Source organism: Lichenibacterium minor (assembly GCF_004137685.1).
In the GTDB taxonomy this organism is placed as follows: domain Bacteria; phylum Pseudomonadota; class Alphaproteobacteria; order Rhizobiales; family Beijerinckiaceae; genus Lichenihabitans; species Lichenihabitans minor.
This window is the reverse complement of sequence record NZ_QYBB01000015.1, coordinates 61,298-81,519: the sequence shown is the minus strand read 5'-3', so window position 1 is coordinate 81,519 and position 20,222 is coordinate 61,298. Positions and strand designations below refer to the sequence as shown.

At 70.4% G+C, this 20,222-nt stretch carries 23 protein-coding genes; 21 read left to right on the top strand and 2 right to left on the bottom strand.

The genetic code is table 11. The features are described 5' to 3' along the window. Nucleotides 1-9: 9 nt before the first annotated feature. Complete coding sequence (locus D3273_RS14450) at nt 10-1,245, bottom strand: molybdopterin-dependent oxidoreductase (RefSeq protein WP_207210779.1); 1,236 nt, start codon at nt 1,243-1,245, stop codon at nt 10-12. A 179-nt stretch (nt 1,246-1,424) separates the two neighbouring features. Here D3273_RS14450 and D3273_RS14445 point away from each other — a divergent pair, with 179 nt between their 5' ends. The 16 genes from D3273_RS14445 to D3273_RS14375 all read left to right on the top strand — a co-directional run bounded on the left by D3273_RS14445 (nt 1,425) and on the right by D3273_RS14375 (nt 14,657). Then, nucleotides 1,425-1,823 carry a hypothetical protein gene (locus D3273_RS14445; protein ID WP_129227596.1) on the top strand — a complete coding sequence of 133 codons (399 nt, stop codon included), beginning with the start codon at nt 1,425-1,427 and terminating at the stop codon, nt 1,821-1,823. Between the two features lie 6 nt (nt 1,824-1,829). Continuing rightward, nucleotides 1,830-2,276: a hypothetical protein gene (locus D3273_RS14440; protein ID WP_129227595.1), complete on the top strand. Its 447-nt coding sequence runs from the start codon at nt 1,830-1,832 to the stop codon at nt 2,274-2,276. Nucleotides 2,277-2,423: 147 nt separating this feature from the next. After that, on the top strand, nt 2,424-3,539 hold the full coding sequence (locus D3273_RS14435; protein WP_129227594.1) for a YeiH family protein: 1,116 nt from the start codon (nt 2,424-2,426) through the stop codon (nt 3,537-3,539). A 74-nt stretch (nt 3,540-3,613) separates the two neighbouring features. Next, nucleotides 3,614-4,039: a nuclear transport factor 2 family protein gene (locus D3273_RS14430; protein WP_129227593.1), complete on the top strand. Its 426-nt coding sequence runs from the start codon at nt 3,614-3,616 to the stop codon at nt 4,037-4,039. 67 nt (nt 4,040-4,106) lie between these two features. Beyond that, the gene (locus D3273_RS14425; RefSeq protein WP_129227592.1) at nt 4,107-5,195 is read left to right on the top strand and encodes a molybdopterin-dependent oxidoreductase; all 1,089 of its coding nucleotides are present in this window, start codon (nt 4,107-4,109) and stop codon (nt 5,193-5,195) included. Next, nucleotides 5,192-6,697 (top strand): chloride channel protein, encoded by a 1,506-nt coding sequence (locus D3273_RS14420; RefSeq protein ID WP_129227591.1) that lies wholly within the window; start codon nt 5,192-5,194, stop codon nt 6,695-6,697. The genes D3273_RS14425 and D3273_RS14420 overlap by 4 nt, the downstream gene beginning before the upstream one ends. 241 nt (nt 6,698-6,938) lie before the next feature. Next, nucleotides 6,939-7,718, top strand: a complete 780-nt coding sequence (gene tetH / locus D3273_RS14415) for a thiosulfate dehydrogenase (protein WP_129227590.1) — start codon at nt 6,939-6,941, stop codon at nt 7,716-7,718. 10 nt (nt 7,719-7,728) lie between these two features. Further along, on the top strand, nt 7,729-8,712 hold the full coding sequence (locus tag D3273_RS14410; RefSeq protein ID WP_129227589.1) for a substrate-binding domain-containing protein: 984 nt from the start codon (nt 7,729-7,731) through the stop codon (nt 8,710-8,712). A gap of 101 nt (nt 8,713-8,813) precedes the next feature. Beyond that, nucleotides 8,814-9,116, top strand: a complete 303-nt coding sequence (locus tag D3273_RS14405; RefSeq protein WP_129227588.1) for a LysR family transcriptional regulator — start codon at nt 8,814-8,816, stop codon at nt 9,114-9,116. A gap of 183 nt (nt 9,117-9,299) precedes the next feature. Next, a complete protein-coding gene (locus D3273_RS14400; RefSeq protein ID WP_129227587.1) occupies nt 9,300-9,950 on the top strand; it encodes a c-type cytochrome in 651 nt (216 codons plus the stop codon). Further along, on the top strand, nt 9,947-10,924 hold the full coding sequence (locus D3273_RS14395) for a c-type cytochrome (protein ID WP_129227586.1): 978 nt from the start codon (nt 9,947-9,949) through the stop codon (nt 10,922-10,924). The genes D3273_RS14400 and D3273_RS14395 overlap by 4 nt, the downstream gene beginning before the upstream one ends. Further along, complete coding sequence (locus D3273_RS28260) at nt 10,924-11,082, top strand: hypothetical protein (protein ID WP_165359496.1); 159 nt, start codon at nt 10,924-10,926, stop codon at nt 11,080-11,082. Before D3273_RS14395 ends, D3273_RS28260 begins: the two co-directional genes overlap by 1 nt. A gap of 10 nt (nt 11,083-11,092) precedes the next feature. Next, a complete protein-coding gene (locus D3273_RS14390; protein ID WP_129227585.1) occupies nt 11,093-11,635 on the top strand; it encodes a cytochrome c oxidase subunit II in 543 nt (180 codons plus the stop codon). A gap of 16 nt (nt 11,636-11,651) precedes the next feature. Further along, nucleotides 11,652-13,397: a cbb3-type cytochrome c oxidase subunit I gene (locus D3273_RS14385; RefSeq protein ID WP_129227584.1), complete on the top strand. Its 1,746-nt coding sequence runs from the start codon at nt 11,652-11,654 to the stop codon at nt 13,395-13,397. Beyond that, nucleotides 13,394-14,005, top strand: coding sequence for an SCO family protein (locus D3273_RS14380; RefSeq protein WP_245501164.1), 612 nt, complete (start codon nt 13,394-13,396; stop codon nt 14,003-14,005). The genes D3273_RS14385 and D3273_RS14380 overlap by 4 nt, the downstream gene beginning before the upstream one ends. Beyond that, the gene (locus D3273_RS14375) at nt 13,995-14,657 is read left to right on the top strand and encodes a cytochrome c oxidase assembly protein (protein ID WP_129227583.1); all 663 of its coding nucleotides are present in this window, start codon (nt 13,995-13,997) and stop codon (nt 14,655-14,657) included. The genes D3273_RS14380 and D3273_RS14375 overlap by 11 nt, the downstream gene beginning before the upstream one ends. Before the next feature lie 137 nt (nt 14,658-14,794). Here the strand turns inward: D3273_RS14375 and D3273_RS14370 are convergent, their stop codons facing one another. Beyond that, a complete protein-coding gene (locus tag D3273_RS14370; protein WP_129227582.1) occupies nt 14,795-14,983 on the bottom strand; it encodes a hypothetical protein in 189 nt (62 codons plus the stop codon). 299 nt (nt 14,984-15,282) lie between these two features. Here D3273_RS14370 and D3273_RS14365 point away from each other — a divergent pair, with 299 nt between their 5' ends. From D3273_RS14365 to D3273_RS14345, 5 genes are all read left to right on the top strand, one after another. Next, nucleotides 15,283-16,398: a YeiH family protein gene (locus tag D3273_RS14365; protein ID WP_129227581.1), complete on the top strand. Its 1,116-nt coding sequence runs from the start codon at nt 15,283-15,285 to the stop codon at nt 16,396-16,398. 89 nt (nt 16,399-16,487) lie between these two features. Beyond that, nucleotides 16,488-17,204: a thioredoxin domain-containing protein gene (locus tag D3273_RS14360; protein ID WP_129227580.1), complete on the top strand. Its 717-nt coding sequence runs from the start codon at nt 16,488-16,490 to the stop codon at nt 17,202-17,204. A gap of 22 nt (nt 17,205-17,226) precedes the next feature. Beyond that, nucleotides 17,227-18,429 (top strand): adenylate/guanylate cyclase domain-containing protein, encoded by a 1,203-nt coding sequence (locus D3273_RS14355; RefSeq protein ID WP_129227579.1) that lies wholly within the window; start codon nt 17,227-17,229, stop codon nt 18,427-18,429. Continuing rightward, nucleotides 18,426-18,947 carry a hypothetical protein gene (locus D3273_RS14350; RefSeq protein ID WP_129227578.1) on the top strand — a complete coding sequence of 174 codons (522 nt, stop codon included), beginning with the start codon at nt 18,426-18,428 and terminating at the stop codon, nt 18,945-18,947. The genes D3273_RS14355 and D3273_RS14350 overlap by 4 nt, the downstream gene beginning before the upstream one ends. 26 nt (nt 18,948-18,973) lie before the next feature. Beyond that, complete coding sequence (locus tag D3273_RS14345; RefSeq protein WP_129227577.1) at nt 18,974-20,200, top strand: molybdopterin-dependent oxidoreductase; 1,227 nt, start codon at nt 18,974-18,976, stop codon at nt 20,198-20,200. The last annotated feature ends 22 nt before the right edge of the window (nt 20,201-20,222 follow it).

Below are 20,222 nucleotides of genomic sequence, written 5' to 3'. Positions count from 1 at the left end.
TCGCCTCCTTCAGGCCGCTGTGAGGTCGAGCGTCTCGACCCCGTTGCGCATGAACCCGCCCGGGTTCCAGGGCTGCAAAATGGGCTGGACCACGTCGTCCGCGTTGGTGCAGCGCACCAGGGCTTCGAGCTTGCCGCCCGCCGCCGGCGCGGCCGCTCCGTCGAAGGTCCAGCGGCGGAACGAGTAGGTGCCCTCGTCGGCGCCGAGCTTGGCCGCCGCCCAGGTGGCACCGCCGTCGGTCGACACGTCGACGGCCTTGACGCCCCGGTCGCCGCCGAGCGCGATGCCGCGCAGCGGCGCCGACGCGCCGGCCTTCACCTTCGCCCCGTTCGCCAAGCCCGTGAACCAGCTGCGCGGCACCATGCGGTTGATCGGCACCGTGGGAAAGCCGGTCTCGCCGGGCCTGACGCTGGCGTGCGGCGTGTCCGGGATGCGGTAGGCCGTCTTCATCCAGAAACTCTCGTCCGGCTTGTCCAGCACCTCGATGTCGCTCAGCATCTTGACCCAGTAGGTCGAGTACCAGCCGGGCACGATCAGGCGCAGCGGGAAGCCGTTCAGGAGCGGCAGCTGCTCGCCGTTCATCCGGTAAGCGATCATCACCTCGCCGTCGCGGGCGTGGTCGAGGTCGAGGCTCTTCATAAAGTCGGGCGCGTCGGGCACCACGGGCTCGTCGAGCCCGTTGAAGCGCACCGCCACCGAGCCTGCCTTGACGCCGGCGCGGTCGAGCACATCCTTGAGTCGCACGCCGACCCACTTGGCATTGCCCATCGCCCCGTTGTCCCATTGGCCACCGGCGATGCGGGGCTCGAACAGGCCGCGCGAGTTGCCCGAACACTGATTGACGGCGGCGAGCTCGACGCTCGGCAAATTCAGCACGTCTTCGAGCGAGAGGCTGAGCGGCCGCTCGACGTTGCCCCGCACGGCGAGCCGAAACGCGGCGGCGTCGACGCTCTCGGGGATCACGGCCCAGTGCCAGCGCACGAAGAAGCGGTCGTTGGGGGTGAACACGCCTTGGTCGAACACTTCGAACGGCGTTTCCAGCAGCGGCGGACGCGTGCGCTGCAGGATCATCGAACCCTTCTGCGGAAAGGCGCCGGTCATCGGACGGTCGCGCGGGTCGCTCGGCAGCGGCAGGCGCACGTCGGCACCGAGGGCGCGGCCCGCCCCGAGCGTCAGCGCTCCGGCGCCGAGCCCCTGCAGCACGCGGCGTCGCGTGGTCCCTGTCGCGATGTCGGCGTCCGGCATATCGATCCTCCCCGTGTCCTCCATTTCACGTTAGGCGAGGTGTCCGCCGACCAACAATCTCGCTTTCCGTTCGAACCAATCGTCTTTCACGAACAGTTCTCGTCAGAGCGCAACGCGCGGTCCCGCCCCGCGTTCGTCCAGTCCGCAGCCGTCAGACTGCGTAGGACAGGAGACACGCGATGAGAACGATCACAGGCCCTCTCAGCCGCCGAGGTGTGCTCGGCCGCGCCGCCGCGGGCGGCGCTCTGCTGCTGCCCTCGGCTCTCTCCGGCGGCGCCGCTGCGGCGCCCGAGGCCGGCGCCGAGCCCATCGCTCCCGACGGCCCCTCCGGGCCTTTCCCGATCCCGTGGCTCGACGCGAACGGAAATCACAACCAGCCCGCCGGCCCGGACCTCGAACCCTCGCACGTGTACCACTTCAAGGGCCGCGTCGCCCGCTGCTCAGGCTTCGATGGTGCCGGCATCGACGGCGCGGGCGAACGCCTGCTGTTCGGCACCAAGACCACCGACTACGGCATCATGGACGGCGTTTACTGGGCGGCCCGCAAGCCGCAGCCCGCCGCCCTCACCCACATCTGACTGACGGTGTTCCGTGGCCAGTTCGGCCCGGCCAACCAGATCCACGACTTCCACCCGCCCATCACCGACGCCGGCCTCTACTGGGTGGTTCCGGTGCCGGCCGGCGGCCTCACCTGGGGCGCCGACGGCAAGTCCGCCACGCTCGCGGTGCGCGACGTCCCCGTGATCGACCAGCCGACCTGGCCGGCGATCGACTCCCGCGCCACACCGGCCCGCATGACGTTCCGCATGACGTTCGAGGCGACCGACAAGCCGGTCACCTACGAGGACAAGCTGAAGCGCTTCCGCGTGCAGGGCTTCCTCGCGACCTGCCGCATGGAGGCCGAGGTGTCTGTGCCCTCGACCGGCTTCACCTTCCGGACGGAGCCGATCGACAAGTGCCCGCCCGCCGCCTTCGCGGTGATCGGCGAGGAGGTGAACGGCAAGTACTACGACGAGCTGGCCTCGAAGTAGAGCGCCGAAACGTCGTGGGCTGTTCCGAGCGACGCGCTCAGGGCCGCCCCGATCGATCGAAAGGATAGATTGTTCCGTTCGATATCCTGCGTTGGATCGAATGATCTAATGGGCCGACATTGCCGTCATCGAGACAGCGAGGACGCCATGTCGGACCAGCCCCTCATCCCGCAGCGGATCACAGCCCACCCCCTGCCGCTGGCCGGCCTCGGCCGCGGCGCCCTCCGCGTGCTGCCCGGCCTGGCCCTCTGCGGCGGCGTCACGGCCGCGGCCTACGGGTTCGAGGCCGGCGAGGCCCACCTGTTCGGCCGCGCCTGGCTCGAAGCCCTCGTGCTTGCCATCCTGGTCGGCACCGCCGTCCGCACTGCCTGGACGCCGGGCACGCGGTTCCGCGCCGGCATCACCTTTGGCGCCAAGCAGATGCTGGAGGTGGCCGTCGCGCTGCTCGGCCTGTCCATCTCGTTCCGCACCCTCGCCGATGTCGGCCCGGGCCTCCTGTTCGGCATCGCCGGCGTGGTCACGCTCGCTATCCCGATGAGCTTCGGCATCTGCCGCCTGCTCGGCCTGCCCAAGCGCATGGCCGTGCTGGTGGCCTGCGGCAATTCCATCTGCGGCAACTCCGCCATTGCGGCCGTGGCGCCCGTGATCGGGGCGGACGGCGACGACGTCGCGGCCTCCATCGCCTTCACGGCCGTGCTGGGCGTCCTGGTCGTGCTCGGCCTCCCCTTCTTCGGCGCCGCCCTCGGCCTGAGCCAGCTCCGCTTCGGCGCGCTGGCCGGCCTCACCGTCTATGCCGTGCCGCAGGTGCTGGCCGCCGCCGCCCCGGTCGGCCCCGCCGCGGTGCAGATCGGCACGCTGGTCAAGCTGGTGCGCGTGCTGATGCTCGGGCCGGTGGTCCTCGTCCTGTCCATGCTGGCGAGCCGCCTGCGCGACGAGACCGACGAGACCGCACCCGCTGTCACGGCCGGCGACCGCCCGAAGCCCGGCCACGTCCCGATCCACCGCATGGTGCCGCCCTTCATCCTGGCCTTCCTCGCCTTCGCCACGCTGCGCTCGGCAGGCCTCGTGCCCGCCGCCGCCCTCGTCCCCACGGCCACCGTCGCCAACGTGCTCACCATTCTGTCCATGGCGGCGCTCGGCCTCGGCGTCGATGTCCGGGTGGTAGCCAAGGCCGGCCTGCGCGTCACCGGCGCCGTGACGCTGTCCCTCGCCGCCCTGGGCGCGCTGAGCCTCGGCCTGATCCGCGTCCTCGGTCTCGCCTGAGCCGCGACAACGAATAGGGCGCGAGCGGCCTGGGGAGCCGCCGCACCTTCGAACACCACCCCGGGAGCCTAACCATGAAGATCTCGCACATCGCCCTGCTGCCCGCCGCACTCGCGGCCCTGGCCACCCCGGCGCTGGCCGGTCCGGCCGCCGACATGGCGCAGGCCCACATCGCCGCCATCGCTAGCGGCGACGTCGCCGCCATCACGGCCTCGACGGCCCCGAACGCGGCGCTGCACTGGGTCGGCGGCCCGCTCGATGGCACCTACGCGGGCGCCGACACGCAGAAGGGCATCTGGACCAAGTTCACGACGGCGCAGGGCGAACAGAAGGCGACCGTGTCGGACCTCGCGGAGGCCGCCAATCCGAAGGGCGCCACCGTGACGGCCAACGTCGTCTTCGCCGGCAAGAACACCGTCAAGGTCCGCTACGTGATGCTCTACACGGACGGCAAGCTGTCCGACGAGATCTGGCAGGTCGACCCCAACGGTAAGTTCTGAAAACTGGGGAGGGCCGCAACCGCGGTCCTCCCCCATCGATTGCGGATACAGACATGAGGAGGATACCGTGCTCAACCCGTTCCGCAAACATCCCGAGCTGATCGTCCACGGCGCCCACCCGCTCAACGCCGAGCCGCCACTGCCGAAGCTGCGCGACAACTACCTGACCCCGCAGGACCTGCTCTACGTCCGCTCACACGGCGACCTCCCCGAGCTCGACGGTGAGGCTCACCGCGTCGCGGTCGAGGGCCGGGTGTCACGCCCGCTGTCGCTGTCGCTCGCCGACGTGCGAGCACTGCCGCCCCGCACCGTGCGGGCCGTGATGCAATGCGCCGGCAATCGACGCGCCGACATGCGCGGCGTGCGGCCCGTCAAGGGCGACCCCTGGGCGGCGGGCGCCATCGGCTGCGCCGACTGGACCGGCGCCCCGCTCGCGGCCGTGCTGGAAGCCGCGGGTGCCGAGACCGGCGACGGGCTGCATGTCGCCTTCACGGGCGCCGACACCTGCCAGCCGAGCGACGGCGGCGCGCATTTCGGCGCGTCGATCCCCATGGCGAAGGCGCTCGACCTCGATACGATCGTGGCCTTCGCCATGAACGGCGAGCCGCTCGCCGTCGAGCACGGCTTCCCGCTGCGCATCGTGGCGCCGGGCTGGGCGGGGGTGCGCAGCCCGAAGTGGCTCAGCACTGTCACGGTGCAGGACCGGCCCTCCGACGCCCACCAGCAGGCCGGGGACTACAAGCTGTTCCCGCCCGACATGCGGCCCGACACGGAAGACCTGTCGCGCGGCATCACCATCGACGCCATGCCGCTCAACAGCGCCATCACGGAGCCGGCACCGGGCGCGGAAATAAAGGCAGGGCGCGTGGCGGTGAAGGGTTATGCGGTCGCGACCGACCGGCCGATCATCCGTGTCGACCTGTCGGGCGACGGCGGCCGCACGTGGGTGCAAGCGACGAACGAAGATCACGGCGACGCCCGCTGGGGCTGGACCTTCTGGCACGGCACGCTGGACCTGCCGCCCGGCGAGCACGAGATCTGCGTCCGTGCCTGGGACGCCGCCGGCCAGACCCAGCCGGCCTTGCCCGACGACACCTGGAACTTCAAGGGCTACCTGTCGGCAGCTTGGCATCGCGTCCGCGTGACGGCCGCGTGAGCGCCACACCCCAGCCCAACGCCTCGGGCGACGACGGGCTCGGCTGGCGCTTTTGGTGCCTCGTGCCCGTCACGGGGATCGCGGCGGGCCTCGCCGTGGGCTTGCTCGTGCTGCTGCTCCACGCCGTGCAGCGCCTTGCCTGGGGCGAGGGCGATGCCGGGTTCCTGCGGGCCGTCGAGGCGGCCAGCCCGGCGCAACGCGTCGGCGTATTGGCCCTCGGCGGCCTCGTGGCCGGCCTGGGCCGGCTCGCCATCCGGCACGAGGGCACCCACGCGGGCGGCTTCACCGCCGCGATCTGGTTCCGCGCCGGCCGGCTGCCCTTCTGGCCGACCCTGTCGCAGGCGGTGCTGTCGATCGTCGTCGTCGGCCTCGGCGCCTCCCTCGGGCGCGAGGCCGCTCCCAAGCAGGCCGGCGCGGCCTTCGGCAGCCTCTTCGCGGGCCGGGCCGGCCTGTCGCCGAGCCACCGCCGCCTGCTCGCCGCCTTCGGCGCTGGCGCCGGCATTGCTGCCGTTTACGACGTTCCGTTGGGCGGCGCACTCTTCGCGCTGGAGGTGCTGCTCGGGAGCGTGAGCCTGCCGTTGATCGCGCCCGCCGCCCTGACGGCAAGCCTCGGGACCGCCGTGTCTTGGCTGATGCTGCCGGACAAGCCGACCTACGCGGTGCCGGCCTACGGCACCACGGCGGGCCTCGTCGCTTTCGCGCTGCTGTTCGGACCGGTCGCGGGTGCGCTGTCGGCGTTCTACGTGCGCCTGATCGCCCGGGCAGACCGCACCAAGCCGTCCGGCCGCGGCACCGTGTTGACGCCCCTCGTCGTCTTTGCGGCGCTCGGAATGGCCTCGCTCGCGGTGCCGCAGCTGCTCGGCAACGGCAAGGACATGGTCCAGCTGGCCTTCACGGGCGAGGCGGCACCGCTCGCGCTGCTCCTCGTCGCACTCCTGAAACCGCTCGCGACAGCGGCCTGCCTCGGCTCCGAGGCGCCGGGTGGTCTGTTCACGCCCACCATCGCCTTTGGGGCAGCACTCGGCGGCCTCGCCGGCGCCGGATGGGGGCTGGTGTGGCCGGGCGCGCCAGCCGGCGCCTTCGCTCTGGTCGGCGCCGCGGCCGTGCTGGCCGCCACCACCAAGGGGCCGGCCTCGGCCGTGGTGCTGATGCTCGAGCTGACGCGCACGCTCGACACCGCGATCGTGCCGGTGCTGCTCGCGGTCGGCGGCGCCATGCTTGTGGCGCGCTTCCTGGAGCCGCGCTCGATCTACGCCTGCCGCATCCACGACGGGATGCGGCGGGCCGAGGAGGCCGGCGCGCCCGCGATCTCCGCGGCGGCGCGCTACCCCGACCTCCTCCGCCTCCTCGCGCTCGGCGGAGCCGTGCCGCGCGTCGTGGGTGAGCACGGTGAGGACGTGGGCGAGGTGTCGGCCGAGCGCGCGCTCCACCCCCGCCGCGATGACGGCCCGCTGGCCACCGCGGCGGCCGGAGACTTCGTCCTCCGCCAGGTGCGTGGCTGACGGTCGAGGATGCGCCGGTGTCCGATCATCAATAATGCGCCTCCCCTCAAGGGCCGATGGAGATTGTTGCCGTGGTCGAGCGGAACGAGGGGGCGGACCGCTACCCGGCTGCGGCGCCGACGCGAATAGTCCGCAGGGGTCCAGGGTTCCCATCGGTCGCGTCGAACGATGCGATCGGAAACCGACGTTGGACGCGGGCCTCCTCGGATACGATCTCTGTGGCATTCCAGGAGGACGACCCATGCAGACCTTTCTCCCCCGCCGCACCGTGCTCCACGCTTTCGGGCTCGGCCTCGCCGGCGTCGCCCTGTCGGGCCCGGCCCGCGCAGAGGCGGCCGCTCCGCTGACGCCGCCCGGCGCTGACACGCTGCGCGACCTCATTGACCGCCTCGCGAAGGCGCCCCGCCGACGCGACTTCAAGACGGTCCCCATGATCCTAACGGACCGCGACCAGTGGGACGCCGAGGCGCTCGATGCCGTGCTGGCCTACAGGCCCAGCCCCAAGCAGGTCTGGGACAACACCGACATCGCGAGCCCCTGGCTCAACCTGATGCGCAACGCGCTCAACGCCCAGATCTGGTCCTTCAAGCACCCCGACTTTCTCGCGGTCTCGGCCACGCACGGCACGGCCCACCTCGCGCTCTACGATCAGCCGACCTGGGACAAGTACAAGCTCGGCGAGCTCACGGGGGGCAAGTTCAAGGATAACACGCTCATCCTGCAGAAAGGCGCTCAGTCGTCGGATCCGTCAGACTACGAGAACCCGGCCGGCGCGTTCTCGCCCGCCGACAACGCGATCCCCGCGCTGATGGCGCGCGGCGTCGTCTTCATGTCTTGCCACAACGCCATCTGGGAAGAGGCGGCAGGCCTGATCGAAAAGGGCGTCAACCCCGACAAGCTGAGCCACGAGGCGCTGGCGGCGGAGCTGACCAACCACCTCGTGCCCGGCGTCGTGCTGACCCCCGGCGCCGTCGGCACGATCCCCGAGCTGGAACAGGCCGGCTTCTCCTACACCAAGTGAAGGCTCCCCGATGACACGCACGATCCGAACCCTCCTGCTCGGCTGCGCCCTGGCGCTCGGCGCCTCCGGGGCGCGGGCTGCCGAGGGCACCACCTCGGGCTTTCCCGACTATGTGTTCCCGCCCTGGCAGGACGGGGCCAACAACGACGCGACCGACCGCGGCCTCGCCTTCACGGTGCCCGAGGTCGACGTGATGGCCGACTTCCACGGCAGCCTCGACGACCCGAAGCTCGTCCTGTTCGTGGGCGGGAACTACTTCTTCGCCATGGCGCCGCTTGTGAAGGCCTTCGAGGGGGAGCACCCGGAGTACAAGGGGCGCCTGTTCTGGGAGACGATCCCGCCGGGGCTCCTCGTCAAGCAGATGGAGGCTGGGGGCGTGATCACGGTCGGCAACATGACCTTCAAGGTCAGGCCCGATGCCTACTTTGCTGGATTGAAGAAGGTGCAGGGCCTGATCGACGACGGTCATCTCGCGGGCCCAGCCGTGCCCTACGCCACCAACACGCTCACCATCATGGTACCGAAGGACAACCCAGCCCACGTGGCCAGCCTTGCCGACCTGGGGAGGCCCGATATCAAGCTGGCCATGCCGAACCCCGAGTTCGAAGGGGTGGCGCGGCAGATCAAGATCGCCCTCGGCAAGGCCGGCGGCGACGCGCTCGCGGACGCCGTCTACGGCGCCAAGGTGAAGGATGGCTCGACGACGCTCACCCATATCCACCACCGGCAGACGCCGCTGTTTCTCATGCAGGGCGTGTCGCAGGCAGGGGTGACATGGCAGTCCGAAGCCGTGTTCCAAGAGCAGGTGGGACACCCGATCGCGCACGTCGCCATCCCGGCGGCCGACAATGCCACCGCGGTCTACGCGGGCGCGATGGTCAAGGGTGCGCCGCACGAGGAGGCCGCGCGGACCTGGCTGGCCTTCATCCGCTCGCCGACCGCCCTGAAGATCTTTGAGGGTTACGGCTTCAAGCCCTATGGGGCAAGCCCGTGAGCGCTGCGGCGCAGGGCGAGCCGGAGACGGATCGCCGGAGGCGGCCTCCGAAGGAGGGCGCGACGCCGGGACGGACCGGCCGGGCCGCGCGGGACGCACGCGTGACTCTCGAGCAATTGCGCGTCTTCGTCGCGGTCGCCGAGCGCGAGCACCTCACGGATGCGGCCCGTGCCCTCCACATCGCTCAGTCGGCCGTTAGCGCCTCCGTGGCGGCGCTAGAGGCCGAGTTTGCGGTGGCACTGTTCGACCGCGTCGGCCGCGGGTTGCGGCTCACGCCGGGCGGAGCCGTGCTGCTCGTGGAGGCTCAGGCCGTCCTGCGCCGGGTCGACCAGGCCCGCGAGCGGGTGAGGCGCTTCTCCCTCGAACTCGCCCGCAGAAGGCCGGCGGACGGCGAGGAGCCGTGAGATGGAACCGTTCCGATCAAACGATTGGACCGGTGGGGAGCGCCGGCCCACTGTCGACGGGCGCCGAGGCCCCGCCTTGTCGAGGTTCGGCGCCTGTTTTTCGGCAGTTCAAATGGGGGATAGGCGTTGAAGGTCGACGGGCTGCGCCATCGCGGATCTTTGGCTACGGCGAGAGCAGCGTGGGTGGCGCTGGTCGTGGCCGCTTGGGCCATGCCGAGCGGTGCGGCGTGGGCCGACGAGGCCACGGTCGCGGCCGGGGCCGCCATCGCGGCGCACGGCACGGTGGTGGGGCGGGCCGCCTGCTCGTCGTGCCACGGCCAGGACGGCGCCGGCCAGCCCGACGTCGGCATCCCGCGCCTCGCGGGGCTCTCGACCTATTATATCCACGAGCAACTCGGTTATTTCGCCTCCGGCGCGCGCCGCAATTATGTCATGTCGTCCTACGCGGCGGCGCTCACCCCGGCCGAACGCCGGGAGGTGGCCGACTATTACGCGAGTCTCCCCGTGCCGCGGAACCCCGACCCGCTGCCGGTCGCCGCGGCGGCCCTTGACCATGGGCGGACGCTGTTCCTCAACGGCGCGCCCGACAAGGGGCTGCTGTCCTGCTCGCAGTGCCACGGCACGGATGGGCTCGGGGTAGGGAGCTTCTCGCCGCGGCTGGCGGGGCAGTCCGCGGCCTATATCGTGGACCAGCTCCAGCGCTGGCACGGCGGGGCGGATCGCGACCCCAAGGGGCAGTATATGCGTGCGATAGCCGGGCGGCTCGACACGCCCGACATGCGCGCCGTCGCCGACTATGCGGCGTCGCTGCCGAGGGATGGGGGCAAGCCATGAGGATAGGATCCGCCCTGGCCGGGACCGCCGCGAGCATGGCGGCGCTCGCCGCGTTGGCGACGCTGGTCGGCGGCTGGGGGCTGCCGTGGTCCGGCGACGACGCGAAGCCGGCCGCCAAGACCTACGAGCCGCCACCCAACAGCGCCATCCCGGAGGGGAAGTTCGGCGACGAGGTCCGGCTCGGCCAGAACATCTTCCGCGAGCCCGGCACCTACGCGGCCCATTACGTCGGCAACGACCTCCGCTGCAGCAACTGCCACCTCGCGGCCGGGCGCCTCGCCGGTTCGGCCCCGATGGGCCCGGCCTACACGGCCTATCCGGCTTACCGGGCCAAGAACGGCCACGTGAACTCCTTCGAGGAGCGGCTTCAGGGCTGCTTCCGCTACAGCATGAACGGCAAGGTCCCCCCGCTCGGCGACCCCGTGCTGGTGGCGCTCGAAAGCTACTCCTACTTCCTCGCCAAGGGCCTTCCGGTCGACGAGAAGGCGCCCGGCCGCGGCTTCCCCGAGCTACCGAAGCCGCCGCTGCCGGCCGATTTCGCGCGTGGCGGGCAGGTCTACGCCCAGCACTGCGCGTCCTGCCACGGCCCGGACGGCCAGGGGCAGTCCTCGGGCGGCAAGATTGCCTTCCCGCCGCTGTGGGGGCCGCGCTCCTTCAACTGGGGCGCCGGCATGGGCTCTGTCAAAAACGCGGCCGAGTTCATCCACGCCAACATGCCGCTCGGCCTCGCCGGCTCGCTCAGCGATCAGGAGGCCTGGGACGTCGCAACCTACATGGACAGTCAGGTGCGCCCGCAAGACCCGCGCTTCACCGGCGACGTCCAGGAGACCCGCATGAAGTTCCACAACACGCCGACCTCGATGTACGGGCGGACCGTCAATGGCGCCGTGCTGGGCGATCCCGCCGTCACGCCGCCCGCCGGCACCGTGCCGCCTGCCGCGAGCGCGCCAACGCCGTCCGGGGAGGCGAAGTGATGGCGGAGGGCGGAACGAGGCGGACGGACGAGACGGTCGGCTCGGTGGACGAGCGGCCCGTGCGGCCGACCGGGACCTGGGTCGTGGCAGGCTTCCTCGTCTTCGCTATCACGGTGATCTGGTGGCTCACCGCCGCCGTGTTCCAAGCCCGCAGCTGAGAGACAAACGATGAGCGACATCGCCGGGCGTCCCGGCTTCGAGGATGCCTTCCACAAGGCCGCCGAGCGCCACGAGCGGGCCTGGGTTTTCGTGACCCTGGTCATGCTGATGGGCATCCTGGCCTGCACCATGTACTTCGTTGTCTATGACTATGGCGTCGTGGTCCGCACGGCCGCATATCGTTCCGACCCGACGGCGCTCGGCGGCCCGGCCCCGGGCGTCGTCCCGGCCGCCGATGCGGGCCTCGTCAAGACCGGGCCGAACGCCTACGCGGTCCATATGGTCGCCCATATGTGGGGCTGGACGCCGAGCCCGCTCCACATCCCGGAGGGCGCGACCGTGACGTTCTACGTCACGTCGATCGACGTGCTGCACGGCTTCGAGGTCAAGGGTACCACGATCAACGTCACCGCAGTGCCCGGCATCACGGGCGAGGTGACCTACATGTTCAAGCACGCGGGCACGCTCGACATCATATGCAACGAATATTGCGGCATCGAGCACCAAGCCATGCTGGGCCGCATCATCGTCGACCCCAAGCCCCCCGCGTGAGCATCGAGAGCCCCGCATGAGCATCGCCCTCGCGCCCACCGGCGCCCTGTCCCGCCCGGCCGGCGACGCCCTGGCGGCGCAGCGCCGCACCATGCTGGCCTTCCTGGTCTGGGGCTTCTCGGCCTTGATGATCGGCGCCGCCATCGGCCCGCTGCAGGCCCTCAACTACGGCGGAATCAACGTCTATCCGGCCCTCGCCCCGGTGCTGCAGACCTATTACCAGGGCCTGACCATCCACGGCGTGCTGAACGCCTATATCTTCACCTTCTTCGTGACCTGTGGGCTGCTGATCTACCTGCCGGCGCGGGAGCTCGGGCTCGCGCCCAACATGCTGCTGTGGCGGTCCTGCTTCGGCCTGATGGCCGCGGGCACGCTGATGCTGCTCTACGCCATGTTCGACAACAGCTCGAGCGTGCTGTGGACCTTCTACCCGCCGCTGAAGGGAAGCCCCTTCTTCTACTTCGGTATGACGCTCGTGGTGCTGGGCAGCCTACTGCCGCTGCCCATCCTGCTCGACATGCGCGCGCGCTGGAAGGCCCGCCGCCCGGGCGAGGTGACGCCGCTCGTGACTTACATGAGCACCACCACCATGCTCATGTGGGGCCTCGCCGGCGGTGGGGCGGCGATCGAACTCATCGTCCAACTCGACCCCTGGTCGGCCGGCCTCGTCGACACGATCGACCCTATCGTGGGCCGTACCCTGTTCTGGTGGACGGGCCACCCCATCGTGTATTTCTGGCTCATGCCAGCCTACGTGTCCTGGTACGGACTGCTGTCGAAGCAATGCGGCGGCAAGCTCGTGTCCGACCCCATGGCGCGGCTGACCTTCGCACTGCTGCTGGTCTTCTCCTTGCCGGTCGGCTCTCACCACCAATTCACCGACCCCGGCTTCTCGCCCGTGTGGCGCGGCATCCTCACCGCGTTGACGCTGTCGGTGGCGCTGCCGAGCCTCATCACGGCCTTCACGATCGGCCTCAGCCTCGAATATTCGGGCCGTCTTGCCGGCGGGCGCGGCGTGCTCGGCTGGTTCACCGCGCTACCTTGGCGCAACCCGAGCGTGGCCGCCCAGGTGCTCGCGATGGTGACCTTCATCTTCGGGGGGGCCGGCGGCATCGTGAACGGCAGCTGGGAGCTCAACAACATCGTCCACAACACGACGTGGATCCCCGGCCACTTCCACATCACGGTCGGCACCGCCTCGGCCCTCACCTTCATGGGCGTGGCCTTCTGGATGATGCCGCACCTAACCGGCCGCAAGTTGCTCAGCCGTCGCTTGGCGCTCGTGGCGGCGTGGCTCTGGTTCGGCGGCATGTCGGTCTTCGCGCTCGGCATGCACTGGGCGGGCCTGCACGGCGTGCCGCGCCGCGCCTGGGTTTCATTCCTGCCGCAGACCGTCTACGACCGGTTCTACGGCGACGCGCATTTTCCGCTGACGATGGTAGCGGTGGGCGGCATCGTGTTGTGGCTCGCGACGTTCTGCTTCTACGTCGTGTTTCTCGGAAGCCTCTTCACGCGACGCCTGTCCACGCCGGTGCCGATCCCTTTCGCGCAGGCCTTCGGCGGCGCGGAAAGCTATTCGCTCGACGGCGGCGAGCCCATCGGCATCGTGGCGCACCGCCACCTGTCGCCGCTCGCCAAGGCGCTGGAACAACTCGGCCTCATCACGGCCTTCACGGCAGTCGCCACCGCGGCCGCCTACGTGCCGATCTTCTGGCCCTTCGTGAACAACATCACGCGCGCGCAGGGCTGGTCGGTCTGGTGAAGGCCTTCGGCCGGCGCTGGCTGCTTCGGTCGGCGCCGCTGCTCGCGATCGCCGCAGCACTGCCCTGGGCTCTGCGGGGAACGACCCCGGCGACGGCGGGCTCGCCGGTGCCGGGTGAGCCGCGCTTGCCGCTTGCACTCCCCGGCATGGACGGGCATCCGTTCGATATCGGGGCGGAGCGCGGGCGCGTCGTGCTGGTCTATTTCGGCTACACCCACTGCCCGGACGTGTGCCCTTCGACGCTTGCCGACCTCAGGGATGCCGTCGGCCGCCTCGGACCCGATGCCGAGCGGGTGCGCGTCGTCTTCGTGACGCTCGACCCGCGGCGTGATACCGGTCCGCTCCTCGCCGACTACCTCGTGAGCTTTACCCCCGAGGCGGGTGCCCCCTTTGTGGGGTTGGTGGCGGACGAGGCGGCGCTCGCTGCCTCGGCGAGGGCCTGGGGCGTGACGTGGCGTAGCGCGGAAGGCGGCGCCTATCTCGACCACTCGTCCGTGGTGACCGCTGTGGGGCCGGACGGGCGGGCACGTCTGCGCTATGGTTTCTCACAATCAGCGGACCCCGCCGCCCTCGCGCGCGATGTCGAGGGATTGATCCATGGCGCGTGACGGCGCGGCCCTGAGGGCCGCGGCCGGCATCGCGGGCCTCGCAGCCGCGGCCGCGGCCGCGGCCAGTCTGCGCGATCCCCTGGCCTCCATGGCGAGCTACACGGGCGCCCTGATGGCGCTGAACCAGCTCGTGCCGCCGCTGCTGCTGGCGGCCCTGCCGCGATCGCGTAGCGCCGCGGTCGGTGCCGCGGCCGTCCTGTTCGATCCGATCCTCTCGCTCGCGACCTTCGGAGCGCTCAGCGCGGCGGTGAGCTTGCCTGGCCTCCTGAACCCGACGCTGGCCGGAGCCCTCTACGCCGCGCCGCTCGGCGCGCTGGAGCTGCTGACGGGCCTGATGATCTGGGCACAGGTGATGCCGGCGACGCGGCGCATCCACGCCGACTGGCGCGTCGCACTGCTGGTCTGGGTCGGGACTCTCCCGATGACCGTCGTGGCGGTGGTCTGGATGATGGCGCCCGCCGTCATCTACACGCCCTACCTCGACGTGATCTGCCGCTGGGACGTGCCGCCACTCGTCGACCAGAAATGGGCGGGTTTCGTCATGCTGGTGGCCGGCATGCCGCTCCAGCTCGCCGCGGCCTGGGTGCTGCTCGGCCTGGGCGAATCCACGACGGCTCGGCGGCCAGGCGACACGGGTCGGTGTGCCGCTTGAAGGGCTGTCCCTCGGATCAGCAGCGAGATGCCCGATATCGCGTCGCGTGCCGTCGTGTCGCGATCAAGCGATCCGCCCGAGGGCGGGTCGCAGATAGTTCCAGGCCGGAGCGCCGATACCCCGGCCCGGTCGCACGATCAGCGAACCTTGTGCTGCCGCATGGCTTTCGCGCGAGCCGCCATCCCGGTCGGTGCAGAGTTGTTCGACACGGGGCCGTCGGCACCGAGCCGAGAATTGTGGGCCGAGGCGGCGAGCGCCGGCATCGGTACAGCAGCGAGAGGCAGGAGGACCAAAGCGGCAGCGGCGGCGATCTTGAACGTCGTCATGTTCACATCTTTCTTTCATCTCAGTTCGCATCGGATCTGACCATGTCGGTCGTCCTCTGGTCCCGAGCAGTCGGCGGATCATCCACCAAACATGACGTTGATGTGAAACTGAGCCGTCCATCGTTCCAACCGTCATTTCCACTGAGAACGATCGATTAAATCGATGTAATCGGATCGGAAGGCTACGGTCGAGAAGGCGCAAGAATCATCGGCCACCTCGATCGATTCGTTCGTCATCTTGCGTTGGATCGAACGGTCGATTGGCGCGACCTTGCTGTCACCGAGACAACGAGGACGCCATGTCGGACCAGCCCCTCATCCCGCAGCAGATCGGAGCCCGCCCCCTGCCGCTCGCCGGCGTCGGCCGCGGCGCCGCCAAGGTCTTGCCCGGCCTCGCGCTCTGCGCCGGCGTCACCGCCGCAGCCTACGGGCTCGAGGCCGGCGAGGCCCACCTGTTCGGCCGCGCCTGGCTCGAAGCCCTCGTGCTCGCCATCCTGGCCGGCACCGCCGTCCGCACCGCCTGGACGCCCGGCGCACGGTTCCGCGCCGGCATCACCTTCGGCGCCAAGCAGATGCTGGAGGTCGCGGTCGCGCTGCTCGGCGTGTCCATCTCGTTCCGCACCCTGGCCGAGGTCGGCCCGGGCCTCCTGTTCGGCATCGCCGGCGTCGTGGTCCTGGCCATCCCGACGAGCTTCGGCATCTGTCGCCTGCTCGGCCTGCCGAAGCGCATGGCCGTGCTGGTCGCCTGCGGCAATTCCATCTGCGGCAACTCCGCCATCGCGGCGGTGGCGCCCACCATCGGGGCGGACGGCGACGACGTCGCGGCCTCGATCGCCTTCACGGCCGTGCTCGGCGTGCTGGTGGTGCTCGGCCTGCCGTTCTTCGGCGCCGCGCTAGGCATGAGCCAGCTCCGCTTCGGCGCACTAGCCGGCCTCACCGTCTACGCCGTGCCCCAGGTGCTGGCCGCCGCCGCCCCGGTCGGCCCCGCCGCGGTGCAGATCGGCACGCTGGTCAAGCTCGTGCGGGTGCTGATGCTCGGGCCGGTGGTCCTCGTCCTGTCCATGCTGGCGAGCCGCCTGCGCGACGAGACGGACGAGCCCGCCCCCAACGTCACGGCCGGCGACCGCCCGAAGCCCGGCCACGTCCCGGTCCACCGCATGGTGCCGCCCTTCATCCTGGCCTTCCTGGCCTTCGCGACCCTGCGCTCGGCCGGCCTCGTGCCCGCCTCCGCCCTCGCCCCCACGGCCACCGTCGCCAACGTGCTCACCATCCTGTCCATGGCGGCGCTCGGCCTCGGCGTCGACGTCCGGGTGGTGGCCAGGGCCGGTCTGCGCGTCACCGGCGCCGTCACCCTCTCCCTCGCCGCCCTCGGCGCGCTGAGCCTCGGCCTGATCCGCGTCCTCGGCCTCGCTTGAGGCGCGACGAAACAGGGCGCGGGCGGAGCGACACCCCCAAGGCGGATGTCGTGATCTTTAGAACGCACTGAGTTGGAGTTTATGAAAGCATGAAGCTGATCGATTGTGAGGGATTTGTCGCTCCCAAGGCACGTATCGAGCGAGCCGGATGTCCTCCGGTCGACGAGGCGAGATCCGGATCCGCCCTGTCTCGCGCGGTTCGACCTTTCCTCCTCTCTCTCATCCTGATCGCCAGCGCCGGGATCGCGCCGGGAACCGACGCGGCGGAGAGGACCGTCGACGTGGGTCAGCTGATGTCGAAGCAGCCGCTGCCCGATCTTTGGATCGGCAAAGGCGACGCCCCGATCACGATCATCGAATACGCGTCCATGACATGTACCCATTGCGCGGCCTTCCATGCCGACGTCTGGCCGGCTTTGAAGGCCAAGTACATCGATACCGGTCGCGCGCGCTTCGTGCTGCGCGAGTTTCCGCTCGACCCGCTCTCGACCGCAGCCTTCATGCTCGGGCGGTGTGCCGGGGCCGAGAAGCGGGACGCGGTCCTCGACCTCCTTTTTACCAAGCAGAATGACTGGGCTTTCACGGACAAGCCCGTCACCGCGCTGGAAGAAACGGCCAAGCAGGCCGGCATCGCGCACGACGCCTTCCAAGGCTGCCTGCAGGATCAGGCCCTCTATTCTTCGATCAATGCCGAGCGCGATCGGGCAGCGTCCGCCTTTGCGGTGGATTCGACTCCCGTATTCTTTGTCAACGGCGTCAAGCATGTGGGCAGTCCGAGCATGGACGACCTCGACCGGATGATGTGATACCTGCGCGGGGATTAGAACGATGATCGATGCGTGTGGGCTCCGACCCGGTTTCGGCAGGGAGGCAGCGTCGTGGCTCAGCGGCGCGGGACGGGATGTTCCCGACGCGCGAGCGCTGCTCGAGGATTTCAGCGCACGTCTGATCCACCTCGGCCTCCCGCTGGTCCGGGCCACCACGCATGCGCCGACGCTGCATCCGTCCTATCGGTGGGTGATGCGCGTCTGGCACCGCGGCCGGCCGACGGTCGAACTGCGGAGACGTCACGGCGTCGAAGGGACGGACGTGTTCCACGGCAACCCCGTCGAGCACGTCGTGGCCACCGGCGAGCCGTTGCTGTGCCGGCTCGACGGCTTGGCGCCGCTGCCCTTCCCCATGCTGGAGGAGCTCAGGGCCGAGGGCCTCACCCACTACCTCATCGTGCCGCTCAGGGCTTCCGGAGGGCGGACCGGCGCAGCCTCCTGGGCGACGGACGCCGCGGGCGGGTTCTCGCCGGAGGCGGTCGCGGCGCTCGTCGCGCTCGCCGACCCGTTCTCGCTCGTCTTCGAGCTGAAGGGCCTCGACCGCATGCTGAGCGACGTGCTCGAAGCCTATGTGGGCCACGACCCGGCGCGCCGCATCCTGGCCGGCACGGTTCGCCGCGGCGACGTCCGCCCTATGCGGGCTGCCATGATGCTGACGGATCTGCGCGGCTTCGGCGAGCTGTCGGACCGGGTCGGGGCCCACGCGGTCGTGGCGAGCCTCAACCGCATGTTCGGCGCCCTCGTGCCCGCGATCGAGGCGCGGGGCGGAGAGGTGCTGAAATATACCGGTGACGGGGTGCTGGCGGTCTTCGACGCTGGCCGAGGCGTGGCCGAGGCGCGTCGCGCGGCCTTCGCGGCGGCCGAGGACGGCCTCACCGCCCTGTCGGACCTGCGGGACGAAGCCGGACAGCCCTTCGAGGTCGGCGTCGCCCTCCACGTCGGCGACGTCGCCTATGGCAACGTCGGAGGCGGCGACCGCCTCGATTTCACCGCCATCGGGCGCGACCTCAATCTGCTCAGCCGGGTCGAGCGCCTGTGCAAGTCCTACGCCCTGCCGCTGCTGGCGACCGACGCCTTCGTGGACGGGCTCGACCTCCCGCTCGACCTCGTCGACACGGTGGCGCTGCGCGGCTTCCCGGAGCGGCACGCGATCTATGGCCGGCCGGTCGACGCGCTCCGCGGCTTGACGGAGTACGTGCCTTGAGGGTGCCCCTTCGAATGGCCGGCGCGGCCCTAGCGGCGGGCGTCGCCGCCGACGCCCTCAACACGGCGATGCTGTGGGGCTTCGACGCCTTGGGCGTGCCGACCGCACACGGCGGGCTCCTGCGGCTTCTCAAAAGCTCCGCCGACGTTGCGCTGGCGACGGCCAGGATGGGTGCCCTGCCGGCGCCCACGCCCGCCTTTCAGATCGGCTTCCACGCCGCCGTGGGCCTCGCCATGGCGCTGGGCTACGCCGCCGTCGAGCCGCGTCTGCCGGGGCCGCCGTGGTGCAAGGCGCTGGCGACCGCGCTGGCGGTCTGGCTCGTCAACGCCGCCCTAGTCCTGCCGGCGACCGGCGAGGGCTTCGCGGGCTCGCGCCACCTCGGAAGCCTCGGCATCGCGGCCTTCGCGCTGGCCCACACCGCGTTCTTCCTCGTCCTGGCCGAGGCCTACGCGCGGGTGCGACCCGTCCACCATTCGCAAGAGGCGATTGGACCGCACCGCGCCCAAACGGCAAGGTGACGTAGCTTTCAGAGGACGGGGACGACATGCCATTCAACGCGGGCCGCCCCACGACGAGACGGGCGCTGCTCGGCCAGGCGGGCCTCGCCGCCGCGGCGATCGGCGTCGCCAAGGCGCGGGCCGCCGAGATCGCGTTGCCCCTGCCGAGCGATCCGCGTGATCGGGCCATCACCGATGCCTTTCCGGGCAAGAGAGCGATGATCCTGCAGCGCACGCGCCCCCCGCTGCTTGAGACGCCGCTGTCCGCCTTCAACGAGAGCGTCTTCACCCCGAACGACCAGTTCTTCGTCCGGTGGCATTGGGCGGTGATCCCGCAGATCGTCGACGTCGCGAGCTTCCGCCTGAACATCCATGGCCACGTGGAGCGTCCCGAAGCCATGACGCTCGGGAGCTTGCTCGGGATGCGTCACGTCGAGCTCGCCGCGATCAACCAGTGCTCCGGAAACTCGCGCGGGCTGTTCGAGCCGCGCGTCGCCGGCGCGCAGTGGCTGAACGGCGCCATGGGCAACGCCAAATGGGTCGGCGTCACGCTCAGGGACGTGCTCGACCGCGCCGGCGTCAAATCCGGGGCCGTCGCGGTCCGAACGCATGGTCTCGAGACGCCGGTGGTCGACGAGGCACCGCGTTTCATGAAGAGCCTCGCGATCGACCACGCCCGCGACGGCGAGGTGATGATCGCCTTCCAGATGAACGGCGACCAGCTTCCCGTGCTGAACGGCTTCCCGCTGCGCCTCGTGGTGCCGGGCTGGTATTCGACCTATTGGGTCAAGATGCTGTCCGACATCGAGGTGCTGGACAAGCCCGACGACAGCTTCTGGACCAAGAACGCCTACCGCATCCCGGACACGCCGCACGCCAGCGTGAGGCCCGGCGAGACCGGCTATCCCACGGTACCGATCAACCGCATGGTGCCGCGGAGCTGGTTCACCAGCGTGGCGCCGGGGGATCGCGTGCCCGCGGGTGCCACGCTGCCCCTGCGCGGCATCGCGATGGGAGGCGACAAGGGCGTCGGCAAGGTAGAGCTGTCGACCGACGGCGGGGCGACCTGGGCGGCAGCGAAGCTCGGGACCGACGAGGGCACCTACTCGTTCCGGCGCTGGACCGCCGAGCCCTCCGCGCCGGCATCCGGCTCGCTCAGGCTGGCGGTGCGCTGCACCGACACGGACGGCCGCTCACAGCCCTCGTCGCCGAACTGGAACCCGAACGGCTTCATGCGCAACGTGGTCGAAACGCTCGACCTTCCCGTGGCCTGACCCCGCGTCCCGACAGGAGACC

Coding starts and splice junctions, on each gene's coding strand:
- D3273_RS14450 (WP_207210779.1), bottom strand. CDS start 1,245: ATGCCGGACGCCGACATCGCGACAGGGACCACGCGACGCCGCGTGCTG.
- D3273_RS14445 (WP_129227596.1), top strand. CDS start 1,425: ATGAGAACGATCACAGGCCCTCTCAGCCGCCGAGGTGTGCTCGGCCGC.
- D3273_RS14435 (WP_129227594.1), top strand. CDS start 2,424: ATGTCGGACCAGCCCCTCATCCCGCAGCGGATCACAGCCCACCCCCTG.
- D3273_RS14430 (WP_129227593.1), top strand. CDS start 3,614: ATGAAGATCTCGCACATCGCCCTGCTGCCCGCCGCACTCGCGGCCCTG.
- tetH (WP_129227590.1), top strand. CDS start 6,939: ATGCAGACCTTTCTCCCCCGCCGCACCGTGCTCCACGCTTTCGGGCTC.
- D3273_RS14410 (WP_129227589.1), top strand. CDS start 7,729: ATGACACGCACGATCCGAACCCTCCTGCTCGGCTGCGCCCTGGCGCTC.
- D3273_RS14395 (WP_129227586.1), top strand. CDS start 9,947: ATGAGGATAGGATCCGCCCTGGCCGGGACCGCCGCGAGCATGGCGGCG.
- D3273_RS28260 (WP_165359496.1), top strand. CDS start 10,924: ATGGCGGAGGGCGGAACGAGGCGGACGGACGAGACGGTCGGCTCGGTG.
- D3273_RS14390 (WP_129227585.1), top strand. CDS start 11,093: ATGAGCGACATCGCCGGGCGTCCCGGCTTCGAGGATGCCTTCCACAAG.
- D3273_RS14385 (WP_129227584.1), top strand. CDS start 11,652: ATGAGCATCGCCCTCGCGCCCACCGGCGCCCTGTCCCGCCCGGCCGGC.
- D3273_RS14375 (WP_129227583.1), top strand. CDS start 13,995: ATGGCGCGTGACGGCGCGGCCCTGAGGGCCGCGGCCGGCATCGCGGGC.
- D3273_RS14370 (WP_129227582.1), bottom strand. CDS start 14,983: ATGACGACGTTCAAGATCGCCGCCGCTGCCGCTTTGGTCCTCCTGCCT.
- D3273_RS14365 (WP_129227581.1), top strand. CDS start 15,283: ATGTCGGACCAGCCCCTCATCCCGCAGCAGATCGGAGCCCGCCCCCTG.
- D3273_RS14360 (WP_129227580.1), top strand. CDS start 16,488: ATGAAGCTGATCGATTGTGAGGGATTTGTCGCTCCCAAGGCACGTATC.
- D3273_RS14355 (WP_129227579.1), top strand. CDS start 17,227: ATGATCGATGCGTGTGGGCTCCGACCCGGTTTCGGCAGGGAGGCAGCG.
- D3273_RS14345 (WP_129227577.1), top strand. CDS start 18,974: ATGCCATTCAACGCGGGCCGCCCCACGACGAGACGGGCGCTGCTCGGC.